Source organism: Paenibacillus sp. FSL H8-0260, assembly GCF_045040625.1.
Lineage (GTDB): Bacteria > Bacillota > Bacilli > Paenibacillales > Paenibacillaceae > Paenibacillus_AQ > Paenibacillus_AQ odorifer.
Window position 1 is genome coordinate 1,337,998 of sequence record NZ_CP150298.1, and the last position, 18,678, is coordinate 1,356,675.

Sequence of the window (18,678 nt, forward strand, 5' to 3'; positions counted from 1 at the left end):
ATGTTAGTACTAAGATATACTCAGAAATTATTAAAAGATATGAAAGTAGCTCCAGTAGAAGTAGAAGACATCTCCTCCTTTTTTAGTTGGCATGTGAATATTATGCAGCTCAGAAAAAAACATATTTTATTTGTACATGATGCAAGCCGGTTATGTATATTATTGGATGGAATAAGAAGTGGTCAAGCTGATAAATTGGTTGAAAAGTTCAGAATAGAACTTAAGGAGTATTTATTGCAGGAGGGTTTTAAGAAGCAGCTCATAAATCAGTATTTATTAGAGGCCGGAGAAATCACTATATCCCGTACAAATAATAAAAGTGTACTTGGAACAATGAATGAAATAACACTATACAATTCGGTAGCTCAAAGTGATTTCAGCAGCTTGCTTGAGAGGAATAAGTGGTTGAACACTATTATATATAAACCTATTGATTATAAAGAGCCCATTAATGTCTTTAGAGAATCCTTAAATAGTTACTATTCATAAGCAAGTACTGTCAATCTTGGACTAGCTGAAGCTTTTATCGGAAATCTGAGGGGGAAATAAATTGAAGATTAGAGAAGCAACAGCTAGTGATATAGACGGGATCGCTTTTGTCCACGCTGCGAGTTGGAAAACCACGTACAGAGGGCTAATTTCGGACGAGTTTCTCGATAAAATCACAGTGGAAGCAAGAAGAAAGCTCTGGATTCGGAATTTTGAAAACCCCAATAAAGACGAGGTTATGTATGTGGCCGAAGATGGGGCTGGGACGATTATTGGTTTTGCAAATGGAGGAGCGCGAAGAGGGTCAGATCTCTCTGATCTCTATGATGCGGAGCTATATGCACTCTATTTGCTTAAGGAACAGCAAGGAAAGGGTCTTGGAAGGCAACTCATAAGAAGCGTAGCACAGAATTTATTGGAGAAAAATTATAGCTCGTTCATGACTTGGGTGGTGACAGGAAATCCCGCGATTCATTTCTACCACAAAGTGGGTGGGCAATCTGTTGCGACAAAAGAAGTGAAGATTGGGAATGAGCTCGTTGAAGAGATCATGATCGGGTGGAGGGATATTGGGGTTGTTGGGGGTTAAGAGCCAAGGAGAGCGATGTGCAGAAGCTTTTAACTGTATTTTGTACAACTATAATCCTGCAAATAACCCGCCAAAGGATATAACTGTATTTCGTACATCTATTTTTGTGATTTATTACTCTATGGGCACATTTTCTAGTTTTTAAGTGTACAGAATACAATTAAAGTCTTGATGATCCCCTTTGGATGCGGAATAAGTGTATGAAATGCAGTTATTTTACGAGTTCATAAAGCTCTGCCAGCCTTTTTCCACTTGCCCATAATCTGCCGTAGCAAGCCACCGCAAACCGGAGTATCGTTGCTACAACCGCCTATTCCCTCTCAGACTCAGCCTTCTTCCGCGCCCGGAAGCGCCGCACCTTCATAAGGTTGCCACAAGCTTTGTCATCGCAGTACCGCTTGGAGCGGTTGCGTGTATCATCATAATAGACCCAGAGGCAATCGGGATTCTCGCAGATGCGGAATCTTGTGGGTTCTTTTTCAAGCAATGCCTCGGCAAAAGACGCCGCAATCTCCGCCATCACCTGCTCCCAACCGCTATGAAGTGGCAACAGCTTTATTTCCGCTTGCTCGTCGCCTTTCCACACAATTCGCCGTGTAACAGGACCCTTGTCCAAATAGATATTGAGCTGTTCAAGCATTTCTCCATACACTGTGTTTCCTTGCACAATAGCCTGTACCCAGTTCCATAGTAGTGAGCGAAGCTTTTTAAGCTGCGCCATTTCTATCGTGTTCGGCATCTGTGTTTCTAAAAGAGAATACTCCTTCAGCCATTTAAAAACCCATTCTTCTTCATCGAGCCTGTCCCGATCTTTATTCTTATCTCCTGTTCGCCAATCCCGCCAGTAGCTGTTAATGAAATCCTCCCACAACACGGTCTGTTCATCCTTTCCGATTCAACGCTCATTACAAATCATTGTAACAGTTAAAAATATGTTTAGCTAGTTACTTGAATACAATCTGGAATTATGCTACATTTCTTTTGTAACTACTATATTGTAGTTTAAGTCGTTACATATTAGTTCGCTTTAAAGTAGTTCTTTTTGAAGCTACACCATGAAGTTTATGTTTACACAAATTTTTAGGAGGTTGAACATGCAAAATAAAATCAGTGAGGTCTTGCTCCAAAATTGGGATTATTGCATGGATATCGAGGATTGGGCTCCGCCGCTTAGCGATGCGCTGGAAGGTGTGGATAGCAAACAGGCTCTCTGGAAGCCAGAGGGTGGGGCGGCCAATTCTATCTGGGAAACGGTTAACCATCTAACTTATTATAAGGTGCGTTTGCTGCGAAAGCTAAAAGGGTTGCCCAAACAACCCGATGCTGAAAGCAACGATGATACCTTTACTGTAACAGCTGAAGGAGAAGAAGCATGGGCGAAAGCCGTTGCAGACCTGAAGGACGTGCATGCTGCTCTTAGAGAAATCATTGAAGCGTTGGAAGAAGGCGCGTATGATTGGGGCGGTTCGGGTCATGCGCCAGGAGAAGAGGTAATGAGCCTTATCCTACACGATTCTTACCATACTGGACAAATTATTATGCTGCGTAAATTGCAGGGTTCATGGGTGTCCAACCGTAGTTTTAATTAGAACCTCCACATTTAAAAATACAAGCCGTACACTGCTATTCCGGTATACCCGGGTCAGCGGAGGTACGGTTTTTTTGTGTGCAACTCTGGTAGGCACGAGTATATATTCTATATTGTTTTTTTTGGTTGATTTGGATAAATTAAAACGCGATATGGATATGGGCTCAGAAACTAATCACTGATATCATATAATCCAAAGGCTGAATTAACAAATAACTAGAGCTGCAGATGATTCCTGAAGATTTAAGGGTCATCTTTTTTGATGAGGAATCAAGTCTATCAGGCGGAAGGGAGTGTAAAGATTGACGAGGTTTGGACAGTTAAACACATTGCGTAATCAAATTTTCCTGGGTTTCATGTTTGTCATGGTGATCGTACTCGCCACGGTTGGTTTTTTTATGTACGGGCAAGTTTCGGTTCTATTACGCAATAGTGCGGAGAAGCACATTGAACAGACTGCAGTTCAGGCAACGGGCAAATTGGATGTACTGATCCGGCAGATTAATACGTTGACGGCGCAAGTGGCAACCAACGCCTCCATTCAGCGATTGCTCGCTCAAGAGGCTGAAGGAAAGCCGATCAGTTTCGCCGAACGTCAAACCATCCAGCAGGAAGTACGTAAATATGAGGCGTATGCGACAGGGATTCGTTCCATTGAGCTGTATGCAGGTGATTATCAGAAATTACTTTCGGTTGATGACGCCAGCCTGAACAATCGAGTATCCGAAGAATGGATCAGCCGGGTGGACGAGGGCAAAGGACGTCTCGTATGGTTTGGACTTGACCCGCGGAATTCGGATATCGTCATTGCGATTCGTAATATTAGACTGATTGATCATTCATTCACGAAAGCTGGCTATATTATGGTTCAAATTGAGAAAAGTTACTTCCAGCTTACGGATGAGGTGGACAGCTCACAGGCGGAAACGCGTGAATTAATGAGATTATTTGATGAAGCGGGACGGCAAATTTCTTCCGATTTTTCCGTAAATGTCAATGCAAATAAGATACTGGATCATGGAGGAGAAAAGGTTGAGGTTGGCGGAGAAGACTACATTGTAATTCAGAAGCAGTCCAAGGCAACAGGCTGGAGGCTAGTAATCCTCACTCCAGTTGACTATACGACAGAGGGGATATCTGTCCTTCGTACAGCGATCATCGTATCCGGTGTTGTTGGCAGTTTATTGTTTCTCATCTTTACTTTTATTTTATCCACGATGATTACACGTCCCATACTGAATTTGATTAAAGTGATGCGTGGTTCGCGATTTGGAACCTTGAAACCGATTTCAGTCACTTCTACCACTATGGAGATCAATGAGCTCAATAATACTTATAACCAGATGGTTCACTCTCTGAATGAACTAATTGAAGTCGTCTATCAGAAGGAGATCGTCCAGAGTCGCACAGAATTAAAGGCACTTCAGGCTCAAATCAATCCGCACTTTCTATTTAACACATTAGAAGCATTCTACTGGGCCCTCGATGAAAAGGGTGAGGAGGAATTAGCTCAAATTGTGGTTGATATGTCAGGGCTTTTTCGTTATGTCATCAATCGAACTGATGATGATGAATGGGTGACTATCGGCGATGAGCTCGACCATGCCGAAAGATATTTGAAGATTATGGAGATGCGTATGCTCGACAGGTTATCCTGGCGGATTGAGTCAGATGAAGCTTGCCGAAGTGTCCCGCTACCGAAGCTGTTAATCCAGCCTCTGGTCGAAAATGCGATTCTTCATGGCGTAGAGCAAAGGGTTGGACCGGGGACAGTCATGCTAATTGTCAGACCTTCAAGTCGTCCGGGATATACATTGGTTACGGTAACTGACGATGGTCCAGGGATGGATGCAGCAAAGATATCGTCTATCTATCACACCATGGAGAAGGGGAGCATGAGGTCTTCCAAAGGGACTGGGATTGGTATTGCTAATATAGAGCGGAGACTGAAACTCAGTTACGTAGACAATACGGACGGGCTTGAAATACGAAGTGAAGAAGGTTATGGAACTAGCATCTCTTTTGAAATACCGAATGAACCTGGAGAGGGGAAAAACACGTGAAAACTATACTCATCGTAGATGATGAACCGAGAACAAGAGAAGGGGTTCGTAAAACATTAGAAGCCTGGTCATCCGGTCAATATCGCATCGAAACCGCAGCAAGCGGTGTTGAAGCACTGGCATGGCTGCAAAATAACGAAGTTAATCTACTTATTACCGATGTGCGCATGCCTGAGATTGGAGGGCTAGAATTAGTTGAAAAGCTGAACGAAATGCCTCATCCTCCAGTGGTTATTGTGATCTCCGGCCATCCTGAATTTGACTATGCACAGAAAGCCTTGCAGTTTGGTGTAGTTGAATATTTACTGAAGCCACTCGACAAAACGAAGCTGGTCCGAGCAGTGGAACTGGCATTGAAACGCAAGGATGATATATATCGAATCGAACGAATGGAAAAGCTGATCGATCCTAAGCTTATGGAAACGGTACAGCAGGAGAAAGTGTATAGCACTCAAGTGCGTGAGGCACTCCAATACTTAGACGAACATCTTCACGAATCGATATCCATGCGTGATATAGCGGATCAATTACACATGAATGCCAGCTATTTCAGCGTCCTTTTCAAAGAGCAGACGGGACTGACTTACAGTGAATATGTAACGAGAAGGAGAATACAACGAGCCAAAGAACTATTGGTGAGCACACGGTTGTCTATTGCTGAAATTGCGGAACAAGTAGGCTATCAGACGGCCAAATATTTTGTGAAGGTATTTCGTGCACTCGAAAATGTTAGTCCAGGGCAATACCGCCAGAACGTCATGACCACGGAGGAAAGAATCCAATAATAGTGGTATTAGTCCCAATCCTTATGACCTTACGACATCATGGGATCCAAGCTACAATTTAGTTAAGCGGTTACAAGGCCGCTAGACAACAATAGAAAAGGGGTTGTAAGCGTGCGCAATAAAAAATGGACAATATTGTTCTTAACGATGTGCCTCGTTCTTGTCACAGCTGGTTGTGGTCAAAAAGATAACAATGCAGGTGAATCTAAAGGTAGTGCAAATGGGGGAAGCGACAAAGTCACCGTTAACTTCATGCATTTATGGCCAGAAGGTGTTTCTGCCGGACAAAATAAAATTGTTAATCAAATCATTAAAGAATATCAAACAGAGCATCCCAATGTTGTGATCAAGCAAGAGGTTCTGGACAACGAGCAATACAAAAATAAGCTGAAGGTTTTGTCTGCTTCTAACGAATTGCCAGACGTTGGGGTAACTTGGGCCGCTGGCTTTTTGCAGCCTTACGTTGAAGGAAATCTGTTCGCACCTGTAGATGACTTGTTGAATGGTGAATTAAAAGACAAGTTCGTCGCAGGAACTACAGAAGCTTATGCTATTAACGATAAAACGTATGCGCTTCCACTTGAGTTTAACATCGCACCTATCTACTACAATAAAGCTATTTTTGAAAAATATAATCTTGAAGTTCCACAAACCTACGATCAGTTTAAGCAAGTTGTAAAAACACTATCTGATGGGGGCATTGCACCGATTGCTCTCGGCAATAAGGATCGCTGGACAGGATCGCTTTGGTATATGTATCTGGCTGATCGGATCGCAGGCCAACAGGCACTTGCAGGTGCGATCAGTGGATCAGGCTCATTTATGGATGAAGGATTAGTAAAGGCGGCATCAGAGGTTCAATCACTTGTAGACAGCAATGCATTTGTTAAGGGATTCAACGGTTTATCAAATGAAGAGGCAAAATCAGAGTTCGTAAATGGCAAGGCAGCAATGTACATGATGGGATCATGGGATCTGCCAAACTTCACAACGAATGAAGAAATTCCACTGGAATTCCGTAATAGTGTTGGTTTCTTCAAATTCCCGACAGTGGAAGGCGGGAAGGGAGACATTAACAGCTGGGTAGGTGGACCAGGTGTAGGATTATTTGTTGCTGAGAACTCTGAGGTAAAAGAAGAAGCAAAATTATTCGTCGAGTATTTCGTATCCAAATGGGGAGAGCAATCCGTAACTGGAGCAGGCGTTATTCCAGCTACGAAGGTAGACACCGCCACACTGGAACTACCACAGCTCTACATCGATTTGTTTAACGAAATGAACAAAGCTAGCAGCATCACTTTATTCGCAGATGTTCAAATGCGTGCCAATGCAGCAGAAACGCATCTGAATATGATCCAGGCTCTTTTTGGCAAAGCGGTGACGCCAGAGAAGTATTCCGAGGAGCATGACGCGGCCATCTCCAAAGGCAACTAAAGCTTCGACAACTAGGTGAAGGGGACAATTAGCTTATCCGGCAGCGTGATGCCGGATAAGCCTTTCCTCAAACGGTTTATGAAGGAAAGGAGTCGGACACTTTGGATAAAGTGATGTCTAACAAAAAAATAATCGCGTTATATGTATTTCCCGCCTTGCTTCTCATTCTGGCTATTGTATATATTCCGATTGTTCTAACGGGTTATTATGGACTGAATAAATGGAATGGCATTGGTGCTCTGGCTTTTATCGGATTTGATAACTATAAAGCTTTGCTAACAGACCAAACCTTCTGGAATAGTGCTTGGCATTCTCTGCAGTTAGCGTTGTTTTCTACCCTAAGTCTCATTATTTATTTGGCAATTGCTATGGTATTAGCCGCCCGGATCAAGGGAGCTAACTTGTTTCGCAAAATATATCTGATTCCGATGCTGCTATCGTCCGTTGCGATTGCGCAGCTTTGGCTAAGAATTTATCATCCGACGAACGGAATTGTGAACAGCTTATTAGTATCCATTGGTTTTGCTAATCCTCCTGCATGGCTTGCAGAGCCTACATTAGTTTTGTTTGCTTTATTTATTCCCATTCTGTGGCAATATGCCGGTTTCTATATTCTGATCTATTACGCAGCACTCAAGAATATCCCGACCTCTCTGGAAGAGGCAGCAAAGATTGACGGAGCCTCTGCCTTACAAATCGCTTGGAAAATAAAGCTTCCACTCGCAATGGAAGTCATTAAAGTTACGATTGTTCTGGCCGTTGTAGGTTCTCTGAAGTATTTTGACTTAATCTTTGTTATGACGGATGGAGGTCCTAATGGCTCTAGTGAAGTGATGGCGTCTTATATGTATCATCAGGCTTTTCGGGCTTATGATTTTGGCTACGGGAGCGCAATTGGTTTCTTCCTGCTCGTCATCTGTCTCGTCATTACTTGGGTCATTCGCAAATTAACTGCTACGAAAGATTCGATCCAATACTCATAAGGAGGGCGCTTCATGATGTCTGGAACTGCAGGAAGGCTAGAAATCGGGCCAAAGCCAGGCGGCGCAGGTGCGGAGATCACACGTAAATTAGGCTACTCATTGCTATATATCGTGTTGATTGCCGTTGCTGCTCTGCAATTGTTTCCGCTTGTATGGCTGCTGTTTTTCTCATTAAAAAATAATCAGGAAGTGTTCAACCTTCCTGCTCTATCGTTGCCGATGAATCCTCATTGGGAGAATTACGCGAAGGTCTGGAATGTAGGGAACATCAACGTGTATTTCTTCAACAGCGTATGGATTACCATCGTGGCTACGGTGTTAACGGTTATCTTCGGGAGCTTGGTTACGTATGCAGTTACCAGGATGAAATGGAAGGGAAGCTCGTTCGTACTGGGATTGTTTATGGTAGCGATGATGATTCCTGTTCACTCCACGCTTATTCCGTTATTTAGTATATTCAATAAGATTGGCTTAACGGATCACCCCTTGTCACTTATTTTGTCTTATGTCGCTTTTAACATGCCGATAACGATTATGATTTTGCTGGGTTTCTATTACGCACTGCCACGCGAAGTGGAAGAGGCTGCAGTAATTGATGGTTGTTCCGTGAACAGAATGTTTTTTAGAATTATACTTCCTATGACAAGCTCGGTGATCGCGACTACAGCCATTATTAATATGATCTATAACTGGAACGAATTTATTTTTGTAAACACATTTATTAGTTCTGATTCTTACAAGACGCTGACCGTGGGGGTGCAAAACTTCATTGGTCAATATACGACAGATTGGGGTGCGATCGGGGCAACGCTTATGATCAGTATTTTGCCTATCCTGATTACATTCCTGTTCCTTAGTAACCGTATCGTTGAGGGAATTGCGGCGGGTTCGGTTAAAGGGTAAGTAGAAAGAAGACCTGAATTTCTCAGCTCGAAAAGCTGAAGAGAATTCCGGTCTTTTTTTTAATCCAATCTAGAATTTTGATTCAATCTTGAAAGCCTCGGGTTAATGGAGGCTATCAAAGATGAACATTCGAAAGGAGAGATTGCTGATGGAACCGGGCTATAAGGATAGAAGTGTTGAAGTGGAGCATAGGGAGGTACAACGGAAATCGGATTCCAGCGTTGTCGCATCTACCTTTATTAAATATGCTGCTTACATTATTATATTTTTTGGTTTTCTGTTCTTTTTGGTTAAATATGTATTTCCTAAGTTTTAATAAGGATTGATTCTTAAGGCGGAGTCTTATTGTTTCTCTGCGATGATCTTTTTTATTACTGCTATAGTTTCTGGTGCAGCATTCTCCAGCATAAACTCAATTGCAGCGAACTGCCGCATAACGTACCTGTGCTCAAACTTTTCTAAAGGGTTGAAAAAGCCTTCCGGATAATCGATAATCTCCAGATCCCGCTCCGTGACCTGTCCTATGTATTCAAAGGCGTATTCGAATGTACCTTCCGAAATATATAAATCGACGATTTCTTCAATTCGCTTGCGATCAATATGATCCACGACAGTTAGATAATTAGGTGCACTCCAGTAGGCCCCATTTAGACAAGCACCACTTTGGATGTAGTCTTGTCGGATCGCTTCGATGTTCTTGAAGGTGTAGAAATCCGATGCCCAGCGGGAGCGGTCAGGGAATGTGACTATGACATAGAGATTATAATTGTCCTCTTCCTCAGTCCCACTTTCCGGAGACAGCTGTATATGTCTTGTTCTACTGATCATGATTATAAGTCCCCTTTCTTAACAAAAGCGGATACCGTCTTTTTAAAAGACGATATCCGCTGCTTTAAATATGACCTAGATTTTAATCATCCGAGGCTATAACTTCATCTCATTACTCGATTCCGCAGAATTACGATAAAAGAACCAGCACTCATTCAGCAGCTTGATCTGACGGCGGTCTTTTTTGTAATAAGCTTTCATTAGCTGATGGCAGAGCCACTGTGGCAAGCAAATCCCTCCTCTAACAACTTACGTAAGTTAGAATATGGAGAAATAAGCCTAAAGGTGCGGATTACAGTAGGCTTTCTGCTTCCTCTTCGTACCACTGCTCCAATTGAGCCTGTAGTGCTCGTATCTCAGTAAGCAGGGAGATCAGTGGGTAGTTCTTCTGCTCTTGAACAGAGGCGAAGGCTTGTTCCAATCTATTGATATAATCCAGACCGGACTCCAGGGAGTAATCCTCACGTAACAGATCCAGCGAATCGCACTCGGCGATGGCTAAGGGCAGATCCGGAACATTATCGGCTGTCAGCTTGTCGATTTCTTTGTTCAGGCGTAAATTGAGCGCACTTAGTTGGTACGCATATTCCTCAGGCATTTCCACGAATTGTAATTCTTGATTTTGCTGCAAAATTACATACCGCATTTTCGGCATTGTTCATTCTCCCTCCGTACTTGTCTTCCTTCTTGACAGTTTAGCCTATGCACAAGTTACAATTCAAGTAGAGATCTTATTTCCCGTGGAAAGGACTTGTGATAGAACGCTATGGAAACTATGAGCAACGAAGAGCTGCAGCTGTGGATTGAGCAGGTATCACGGGACAGCTTTGGCGTGCCGTTTAGGCATAAGGCGAGCTTTAACAGCCGGTTGTCCTCAACGGGCGGCCGATATTTTACCAAAAGCCATAATATAGAGATTAATCCCCATCAGCTTGCCATGTTTGGCAGAGAAGAGACGGAGCGGATTATAAAGCATGAGCTCTGCCATTATCATTTGCATTTGGCTAAGCGAGGGTATATGCATCGTGACGCTGATTTCAAAAGCCTGCTGGCGCAAGTCGGCGGAAGCCGCTACTGTCAGACACTGCCGGGTGCAAAAGCTCGGAAGCCGCTGCCCTATCGATATAAGCTTGTATGCAGTGCCTGTGCCATGGAGTATCCGCGTAAGCGAAAAGTAGACCCTAAGCGTTATCGCTGCGGTAAATGTTCGGGCAAGTTGAAGTTATTTATTTTATAACCAAACCTAATAATCCGACAAAAGAAACAGCTTGCTGAGGCGAAATGATGCATCCTTCTAAATCTTTGATATCCACGATCAAGCCACTGAACTCGCAGTCACTAAGGTCGATCCCATTAAGCTTTGATCCTGACAATGTGGCTTGATCCATATTACACTCGCTGAAGCTGATTTTTTGGAAATTTGACTGATAGTAGTCGGAACTCATTAATGAGCTGTTCTCAAAAGAAACCTGCTTCAGATTAGCGAATCGAAACGTAGCAAAATCCCCGATACAATCTACTACACGAACATTCTGGAATCTGCCTCTTGTAAAGTCTGTGCCGATGAGCTTGCAGTTTCTAAATTCAGTTCGATGAATAATGCCATTCGTAAAATCCACATTGGATAGATCACAGTGATCAAATATCACATCCATAAGCTCGATCCCAGTTAGGGAGCACTCCGTAATCGTTACATTTTTAAAAATCACGCGATCAAAGCTGACCTTATTAGCCTCTTGATTATCAATAACCGTATCGCTGATGCTGCAACAGCTGAATTCGTCTTTGGTTTGCAGTGAATATATTTGCTCAGGAAGAAGAGAGTCAGGATCTGCTATTTTTGGCGAATCAATTTTGAAATTCATATGTACCTCCGTTTGTTTACTCCTTGCGGGTAGCTAAAACTAACTATCATCGCGTTAAACCGATTTGTCAATCTTCATGAAGGTTGTAGGGATTGGATATCCGTACAAATACACCTTTTTCTGGATAAAATCGCACATCGTTTTGTAAGCGTTCCCAAACTAAGATGAAAAGGAAGTCCATATTAATTAGAGGGGGCACATGTATGAAACGAATCAGGTCCGCAATGGCGGGTCTGCTCGCGCTGCTGCTGATTTTTTCAAGCTTGCCTGTAATGGGAACCGGTAGTGGTTCCGTGGGAGCAGAAGGGGTTGGAGGAACAGGCGCTGAGCAAATTCCATCAGGTACGGTACTCATCAAGAATAAGTGGAAAAACAACTTTTTATATGAGACATCCGCAGGAATCGTGCGTTATGGCATGACCAATCCAGCCGATGCTTCAGCGCATTGGACGGTTGAGACGGTGAACGGGCTGTCACGAATCAAGAATGTGAAGACAGGCCATTACATTACAATGGCTGGTAACAACGGCAAAGAGGATTCACTTAAGGCGGCAGAACACCAAGGTTCTGGAAGTGTTGCGGATCAGTGGCTAATTGATACTTCCAATCGCAATGGATACATGATCATCCGAAGTGCGACTGTGCCAGAGGGGAAGTTGGTTATCCACGAGGAGAATCAGCTTGGTTATGCGCAAGTAAGCTCGGATATTAATGTTACGTTTGAGAGTCCGCAGTGGGCTTTTATAGATCTAAATGCAGCACCTGTACGGCTAGAGAGTCGTCTCCGCCCCGGTCAGGTAATGTATGAAAGTGAAGGGAATGTTCTTTACGGTAAACAGCCTGTCAGCAATGAAGCGGCCCAGTGGTATCTTGAATCAGGGACGGATGACGGAACAGTAATGATTCGCAACCGTGCGACAGGTCATTATATTAAGCAAAATGAAGTGACCTGGGCGGGGGTTTTTTCGCAGGAAGTCGATATGGATCATGTGAAGCTAAGTGAATGGGTCCAAGAGCATGCACCAGGCCCTGATGGGACGGGCTTCATTACCCTTCGTAACAGTGGTTTAACTGAAGAGGGGAGTCCATTATGGCTAAATCCACAATTCAGCGATGACAATAATGTGCGATCTAACAGCTGGCCGGGTTCAGCCTCTAATCCAAGCGCGCAGTGGAGAATCGTGCCTATTTCCGAATTACAGCCTGTACGTCTGGCAACTTATACGGATGCACAAGTGGCTACAGATTTCTTATATGAATCCGCAAACGGCGAGCTTAAGCATGGAATTATTACACCAGATGCCGCTAACACCTCTGACTATCTATGGTATATAGAAGATTATGACGGCAATAAGCGTATTCGTAATGCGGCAACCGATCATTATGTTTCTTATAGTGAAGGTACTGCCAAGGCCTTGCAGATTAGTGGAAGTCAGCCGTCGGATCAATGGATTTTTAACGATTCCGATGATTATGATGATTACCAGACGCTTCAGAATCTCGAAAGCACAGGCATTTATTTGTCTACATTGGGTGGAGAACATGCGGGTGCGATTGGGGATGCGACTTCTTTGAGCGCTCAGTGGCAGCTTTTAGATCCTAACACACCGACTGACGGCACCGTGCCCTATTACCGGATTCAGAATGGCTGGAAGTCATTTTATTGGTATGAGAGTGTTGATGGTCTTTTAAAATATGGAAATATGCAGAAGGACGGCTCCGATCAGTGGCTCGTGGAGAAATATAACGGCCGCAAGCTGTTCAAAAACAAGAAAACAGGCCATTACATGAACACGATGAATATGCCAAATGGCCACCTTCAGGTCACAGAGCTTCCAGACAGAAATCATGTGGAACGAGAATACATCTGGACAGGCAAAAACGTTGGGAACAACACCTACGTAATCAGTAGCGTTCTCGACAAGGAACCTAATAAAATCCCAGAGAAGTATATTTCACTTCAAAACCTCACTAAATATGCTGAGTACGGAGTGATCAATCCAGGTTGGGGCAGTCCGCAGTGGAGATTTGTTCCGGTCACCGAGAAAAAACAAGATTTGTTCCGTTTTCAGCTAGATGCTGTAAATGGAGAAGATCAATATCTTAAGGATGGTCCTTTGCTGACTTCTCCAGCTGCAATAGAGGAATTGCCAGAATCCAAGACGGTTACTGAAGCTGTCTATGCTGACCAGGACTCTGCACACTCTAACCAAAATCTTGCACCTCTAGCAGCTGCCAACGAGGATGTAACAGTAGGCCAGGCTACTTATGGTCCACTTGATTTGAATGACGATTCCTTTGTCTGGCAGCTGCAAGAAATAGCGGGCAGCAATGGATCGGTGAAGATAAAAAATAAAGGCACTGGACGTTATCTCTCCCTTGAGCATATAGGTGGGGCTGTAGATGAGATTGATCCTAAAGTTAGCGTTCAAACTTTGCAAACAGTGTACGATGTATGGGCCAGCATTAAGTGGAAGGTTGATATGCAACCATCCGGTGTGACTACCATTATGAGCTCATGGGCTGGTCACTATATCTATGGTGCGCCGGATGATAACGGCAACCCAATTCTCCGAATCAGTAAAGCTGCAGATACAGCGGAAAAAAGCAGTGCACATTTTACTTCTGAAGCGGTTGAAGCGATTGCTCCGCCACTGCCTGATTACTCTGTAAGATTCAAGAATGCAAGCAGCGGAGAGTATTTATACGAAAATGAGCATGGGGTTGTTCTGTACGGGCAGCCGTCAGCAGACAATGGATTTTCGCACTGGAATGTATCTGTGCAGGAGAGCAAACAGACGATCACCAACCGGGCAACAGGTCATTTTTTAACGCTGAATGGTGATTATTCATATTTGGAGAGCAGGAGTACAGATCCTGCTGTAGACGGAGCATCCGCCTGGGAAGTAAGCTTGGCTTCCGATTATACACATTACACCATTCGTAGTCTCTTTGGAGAATACGACGATGAATTAATAAACATTGCCAATAAGACAGGATATGCTGAACGTGCGCTTTTGCTAGAAAGTGAGGGTACGGCACTATGGACACTTGAGGCGGCTCCACAGGAGTTTACTACTCCATCTGGAGAACTGCGCAATAACAATACAACAACTCCAGTTCAAAATGATACCAACATCATAACCATTGTACCGAAAGGCATGGCTGGTAAAGTATTGGCCGAAAAAGAGGGGGCTGTCCTATATGCAGATGCTTCCGATATGGCGGCTCAATCCCAGTGGCTGGTCCAGGAGATAAACGGACGCAAACGGATTATGAATGTTCAGACACAACATTATCTTTCGCTCAATGAATCGGGCCAAGTGGTCTTGTTAGCTGCTGGAGATACAGAAAGATCCCAATGGAAGCTGGAAGAGAAGTTAGGTTATGCTCTTCTGCTAAGTGCGAACGGAACAGGTCTTCTTTCTCACAGCACATCGGCTGTTCAGCTTGGTTCTGCTGCAAATGGAACTGATAGTGAGCTCTGGAGCTTCTTACCTATCCCTGCTGATGCAATTTATGCAGGAGGAGAAGCATTCAAAGGGAAACGTGTTATACGGTTTGCAGTCAACGCCCAGCAGGCTGGGGAATACGATGCTGTTATTCGATACAAAAATACCGCTGCTGCCGCAACGGATCTGGCACTAGAGGTGAATGGATTAAACGAAGGGGGCAAGGTTAGTCTTGGCAAGTCTGCCTCTTGGAAGACTGTAGCGGTAAAATTGCAGCTTCGTGCAGGCATCAACACGGTTTCTCTAAGTAGTGACAATGTGGATTGGAGTAAAGTAACCCTTGATAGCCTGACCGTAAAAAACAGCGTTAACAAAACATACCGTGGAGCAACGGTTCCATATATCAGCTATGAAGCTGAGGATGCGGCAACAAACGGAACGCTGATTGGCTCGTCGCGGAAATATCTCAGCATGGCTTCTGAGGCTTCTGGACGACAAGCGGTGGCCTTGAAGAATACGGGAGATTATCTAGAGTTCAAGCTTGCAGAATCAGCTAACTCCATCGTTCTTCGATATTCTATTCCTGATAGTCCAGATGGGGCTGGTGCGGAAGAAACCTTGACTCTATATGTGGATGGAGTTAAGAAGCAGCTTAAGCTGACATCCAAATATGCTTGGGAATATGGCAGCTACCCATGGTCAAATGACCCTCGCCAAGGCAGTGGGCACCGCTTCTTTGACGAAATCCATGCTCTGATCGGCGATGCTCCTGCCGGAGCAACTATTCGCTTAGAGAAGGGAACAGGAGACAACGCAGCTTCTTACGTCATTGACCTGGTGGATATGGAGCAGGTTGCCCCTGAGTTGGCTCGCCCGGACGGATTTATTTCCGTAACGGATTTTGGAGCGGCAGCGAATGATGAGGGAGATGATACCGCAGCCTTCAAGGCAGCCCTTGCCGAAGCGAATGCGACAGGTAAAGGTGTGTGGTTCCCGGCGGGTACCTTTAATGTCGGTGAGGGGCTGCTGGATCTGGATACCGCTGAAATACGTGGTGCCGGCATGTGGTATACAGTTCTGAATGGAGCTAAGTTTTATGGTCACGGCGGTAAGGTTGGTGTTTACGATCTGATGATTGAAGGCGGCATTAACGAACGGGATGATGAAGCGATCACCAACGCTTTCCATGGTGCTTTTGGCCAAGGTTCGATTATACAGAACGTTTGGATAGAACATACCAAAGCAGGCTTGTGGTTAACTCAGCCGATGGGTGAAAAGGCGCGTACGAAGGGTCTGTACATGGCAGGTCTGCGGATCCGCAATCTTATGGCAGACGGGATTAACTTTGCCGTAGGGACTGGCAACAGCATGATGGAACAAAGTGACATCCGCTATCCAGGGGATGATGGAATCGCAATGTGGTCGTTTACAGACGGCAAGTTGACGGATGTGAATGGTACGGAAAGTACACCGAGCTATAATAACACGGCACGTTTTAATACGGTATCCTTGCCTTGGTTAGCGGATAACATTGTAATCTTTGGGGGGAAAGATAACAAAGTCCAGGACAACGTGGTAAAAGACACTGTGACTAATGGAGCCGGGATTGCAGTCTCTACCCGTTTCACCGCCGAGCCCTTCCAAGGAACAACGGTTGTGGAGCGAAATACCTTGCTTAGAACTGGCAGCTACGATTCCGGTTACGGCGTAAATCTGGGTGCGTTATGGCTTTATGCTGGTGAGAGTGATCTGAAAGGAAAAGTACTCATTCGCAACAATACGGCACTGGACAGCACTTATTCGGGGCTGATTGCTCAAGGTGATCTAGAGGGAGATACTCTCACTTCCATTGATGGAGTTGTGCTGACGAATAATGTATTGGATGGCGCAGGTACAAGCGGTATAGAAGTTACGAAAAATCTGAAAGGGAGTCTGCTGGTCGACAACATGATTATTCGTGGTGAACGGATGAACCTAATGACCAATGCCTCTCCTGACTTAAGCATTAAAGAACAAAATCAAGGAATAGCCTCAGCCATTAAACCGTTCTCTATCAAACTAGCAGATGGACAGAGCGGGCCTGTGGTATTAGAGCAGGGTAAGTCAGCTACGCTTAAGGTACTAGATAAAGAAGGCAGAGATCTTACCGCACAAGCTACTCTAAATATTATGAGCAATGAGATTGCTACATTTACCAACGACAGTCTTAATGGAATTAAAGCGGGTATCACAGACTTCACGGTAACTGTGGGCAGCGATAAGAGGGGATATACAATTGAGGTGCTATCACCTGGCGGGAAAGATCCTGTAGACCCGATCGATCCTGTGGATCCAACAAGTACTCCTAGTCCGACGAGTACTCCAGAACCAACAAGTACTCCTGGTCCAACAGACCCTACAGGGTCAGTGAACCCTGTTCAACCCGGCACACCGACGGCTACACCAGCACCTACGCCAGCAGCTAATCATGATGCGCAGCTAAAAGCTAAGGCGACTGCAGGGCAGGCTGTTATCGAGATTTCAGCTAACGGTGACGGCACAGCCCGGTTTAGTGCAGATGCTTTACGTAAGGCGGCGGCACTTAGCCCCAAAGCTGTGCTTGTTATTGAAAGTGGGGGGATGAGCTACCGCTTCCCGTTAGAGCTTGTGGAGAGTGTGCTCAAAGCCGCACAAATGCCGGCAGGCACACTGGAGTTCAATGTAAATTCGCTAAGCGGAAAAGGATTGGAACAACTGATTGCCAAAGCTAAGCAGCAAGGCTTTACTGTGCAAGGAACACCGGCTAATTTCACTCTAAAGGTAACGGATGGAAAAACCTCTGTAGCAGCAAGCGGGTTCGGTACCACTTATGTAGATCGTACATTTATGCTTAAGGAGGCGCTGGATGCGAAGACAGGTGTAGTCCTTATTTACGATGAACAGACGGGTTCCTTCCGTTATGTACCTGCATTGTATGAGCTCGTTAATGGGATGACCAAGGTTACGGTTAAGAGCAGTATTGCGAGCGGTGTATTTGTCGCTGCGCTGCACCCTGTGACTTTTGGGGATATTGCTACACATTGGGCGAGAAATGAGATTGAGAGACTTGCCAGCCGACTGATCTTGACCGGACAATCCACAGATACCTTTGCACCTCAGAAATCTGTCAGTCGTGCCGAGTTCGCAGCTATGCTGATTCGATCGTTAGGTCTTGTAGCTGCGAACACGACGAAGACCTTCAGTGATGTGTCCGATTTATCTTGGTATGCAGCGGACGCCAGAGCTGCTGCAGCCTTAGGACTGGTTCAAGGCTATGAGGATGGAACCTTCCGTCCGAACGCCCCTATTACACGGGAGCAAATGGCTGTTATGGCAGCCAGAGCAATGAAGCTGCTGAATCTAGAAGCTGAAGGATCTAGAGCAATCGTTGCTACAGATGTTTTCAGAGACGCTTCAACTATTTCCTCATGGGCTAAAGAAGCAGTGTCTGACCTGGTTGCAAAAGGTATTATGAAAGGTCAACCATCAGGCAGCTTTGCACCTAGCAGTGATACTAGCCGTGCAGAAGCCGCCATAATTCTTGTCCGGTTGCTTAGAGCAGCTGAATTATTGAATTAGCTACCGCAGTAGAAGCTACAATATGGCATAAGTAAAAAGACAGCAGAGCAGCGATCCTCCGGTTATTGGAGGATCGCTGCTCTGCGTTTTTGACGATGGCTG

The 18,678-nt window shown here is 44.7% G+C and carries 16 protein-coding genes; 11 read left to right on the forward strand and 5 right to left on the reverse strand.

Annotated features, from left to right (window positions below; translation table 11 throughout):
• Both MHI51_RS05750 and MHI51_RS05755 read left to right on the forward strand, forming a co-directional pair.
• Window positions 1–489, forward strand: coding sequence for a DUF6933 domain-containing protein (locus MHI51_RS05750; RefSeq protein WP_036686793.1), 489 nt, complete (start codon window positions 1–3; stop codon window positions 487–489).
• 61 nt (window positions 490–550) lie between these two features.
• Entirely contained in the window at window positions 551–1,078 is a 528-nt protein-coding gene (locus tag MHI51_RS05755; RefSeq protein WP_076277911.1) for a GNAT family N-acetyltransferase, read from the forward strand.
• Window positions 1,079–1,388: 310 nt separating this feature from the next.
• Here the strand turns inward: MHI51_RS05755 and MHI51_RS05760 are convergent, their stop codons facing one another.
• Complete coding sequence (locus MHI51_RS05760; RefSeq protein ID WP_405173666.1) at window positions 1,389–1,952, reverse strand: CGNR zinc finger domain-containing protein; 564 nt, start codon at window positions 1,950–1,952, stop codon at window positions 1,389–1,391.
• Between the two features lie 220 nt (window positions 1,953–2,172).
• Here MHI51_RS05760 and MHI51_RS05765 point away from each other — a divergent pair, with 220 nt between their 5' ends.
• The 7 genes from MHI51_RS05765 (at window position 2,173) to MHI51_RS05795 (ending at window position 9,150) form a co-directional block, all read left to right on the forward strand.
• A complete protein-coding gene (locus MHI51_RS05765) occupies window positions 2,173–2,667 on the forward strand; it encodes a DinB family protein (RefSeq protein ID WP_036686798.1) in 495 nt (164 codons plus the stop codon).
• Window positions 2,668–2,968: 301 nt separating this feature from the next.
• Window positions 2,969–4,729 carry a sensor histidine kinase gene (locus tag MHI51_RS05770; protein ID WP_038569068.1) on the forward strand — a complete coding sequence of 587 codons (1,761 nt, stop codon included), beginning with the start codon at window positions 2,969–2,971 and terminating at the stop codon, window positions 4,727–4,729.
• Window positions 4,726–5,514 carry a response regulator gene (locus tag MHI51_RS05775; protein ID WP_076104666.1) on the forward strand — a complete coding sequence of 263 codons (789 nt, stop codon included), beginning with the start codon at window positions 4,726–4,728 and terminating at the stop codon, window positions 5,512–5,514. The genes MHI51_RS05770 and MHI51_RS05775 overlap by 4 nt, the downstream gene beginning before the upstream one ends.
• A gap of 111 nt (window positions 5,515–5,625) precedes the next feature.
• Entirely contained in the window at window positions 5,626–6,948 is a 1,323-nt protein-coding gene (locus MHI51_RS05780) for an extracellular solute-binding protein (protein WP_405173667.1), read from the forward strand.
• 101 nt (window positions 6,949–7,049) lie between these two features.
• Window positions 7,050–7,931 carry a carbohydrate ABC transporter permease gene (locus MHI51_RS05785; RefSeq protein WP_405173668.1) on the forward strand — a complete coding sequence of 294 codons (882 nt, stop codon included), beginning with the start codon at window positions 7,050–7,052 and terminating at the stop codon, window positions 7,929–7,931.
• 12 nt (window positions 7,932–7,943) lie between these two features.
• A complete protein-coding gene (locus MHI51_RS05790; RefSeq protein WP_076187513.1) occupies window positions 7,944–8,834 on the forward strand; it encodes a carbohydrate ABC transporter permease in 891 nt (296 codons plus the stop codon).
• 121 nt (window positions 8,835–8,955) lie between these two features.
• Entirely contained in the window at window positions 8,956–9,150 is a 195-nt protein-coding gene (locus MHI51_RS05795; RefSeq protein WP_036686806.1) for a hypothetical protein, read from the forward strand.
• Between the two features lie 26 nt (window positions 9,151–9,176).
• On the opposite strand, the gene MHI51_RS05800 is transcribed toward MHI51_RS05795, so the two are convergent.
• The 3 genes from MHI51_RS05800 to MHI51_RS05810 all read right to left on the reverse strand — a co-directional run bounded on the left by MHI51_RS05800 (window position 9,177) and on the right by MHI51_RS05810 (window position 10,317).
• The gene (locus MHI51_RS05800; RefSeq protein ID WP_405173669.1) at window positions 9,177–9,662 is read right to left on the reverse strand and encodes a hypothetical protein; all 486 of its coding nucleotides are present in this window, start codon (window positions 9,660–9,662) and stop codon (window positions 9,177–9,179) included.
• A 96-nt stretch (window positions 9,663–9,758) separates the two neighbouring features.
• Window positions 9,759–9,890 (reverse strand): cortex morphogenetic protein CmpA, encoded by a 132-nt coding sequence (cmpA, locus tag MHI51_RS05805; RefSeq protein ID WP_094903512.1) that lies wholly within the window; start codon window positions 9,888–9,890, stop codon window positions 9,759–9,761.
• Window positions 9,891–9,954: 64 nt separating this feature from the next.
• Window positions 9,955–10,317, reverse strand: coding sequence for a hypothetical protein (locus MHI51_RS05810; protein ID WP_036686808.1), 363 nt, complete (start codon window positions 10,315–10,317; stop codon window positions 9,955–9,957).
• Between the two features lie 120 nt (window positions 10,318–10,437).
• On the opposite strand from MHI51_RS05810, the gene MHI51_RS05815 reads away from it, so the two are divergent.
• The gene (locus tag MHI51_RS05815; protein ID WP_081383508.1) at window positions 10,438–10,899 is read left to right on the forward strand and encodes a SprT family protein; all 462 of its coding nucleotides are present in this window, start codon (window positions 10,438–10,440) and stop codon (window positions 10,897–10,899) included.
• On the opposite strand, the gene MHI51_RS05820 is transcribed toward MHI51_RS05815, so the two are convergent.
• Complete coding sequence (locus MHI51_RS05820) at window positions 10,889–11,527, reverse strand: pentapeptide repeat-containing protein (RefSeq protein WP_076219628.1); 639 nt, start codon at window positions 11,525–11,527, stop codon at window positions 10,889–10,891. The two genes, MHI51_RS05815 and MHI51_RS05820, sit on opposite strands and share 11 nt — an antisense overlap.
• A gap of 203 nt (window positions 11,528–11,730) precedes the next feature.
• On the opposite strand from MHI51_RS05820, the gene MHI51_RS05825 reads away from it, so the two are divergent.
• Entirely contained in the window at window positions 11,731–18,576 is a 6,846-nt protein-coding gene (locus tag MHI51_RS05825) for an S-layer homology domain-containing protein (protein ID WP_405173670.1), read from the forward strand.
• The last annotated feature ends 102 nt before the right edge of the window (window positions 18,577–18,678 follow it).

Bases quoted from the DNA above. Each gene is read 5' to 3' on its own strand.
- MHI51_RS05750 (WP_036686793.1), top strand. From the start codon at position 1: ATGTTAGTACTAAGATATACTCAGAAATTATTAAAAGATATGAAAGTA.
- MHI51_RS05765 (WP_036686798.1), top strand. From the start codon at position 2,173: ATGCAAAATAAAATCAGTGAGGTCTTGCTCCAAAATTGGGATTATTGC.
- MHI51_RS05790 (WP_076187513.1), top strand. From the start codon at position 7,944: ATGATGTCTGGAACTGCAGGAAGGCTAGAAATCGGGCCAAAGCCAGGC.
- MHI51_RS05795 (WP_036686806.1), top strand. From the start codon at position 8,956: ATGAACATTCGAAAGGAGAGATTGCTGATGGAACCGGGCTATAAGGAT.
- MHI51_RS05800 (WP_405173669.1), bottom strand. From the start codon at position 9,662: ATGATCAGTAGAACAAGACATATACAGCTGTCTCCGGAAAGTGGGACT.
- MHI51_RS05810 (WP_036686808.1), bottom strand. From the start codon at position 10,317: ATGCCGAAAATGCGGTATGTAATTTTGCAGCAAAATCAAGAATTACAA.
- MHI51_RS05815 (WP_081383508.1), top strand. From the start codon at position 10,438: ATGAGCAACGAAGAGCTGCAGCTGTGGATTGAGCAGGTATCACGGGAC.
- MHI51_RS05820 (WP_076219628.1), bottom strand. From the start codon at position 11,527: ATGAATTTCAAAATTGATTCGCCAAAAATAGCAGATCCTGACTCTCTT.
- MHI51_RS05825 (WP_405173670.1), top strand. From the start codon at position 11,731: ATGAAACGAATCAGGTCCGCAATGGCGGGTCTGCTCGCGCTGCTGCTG.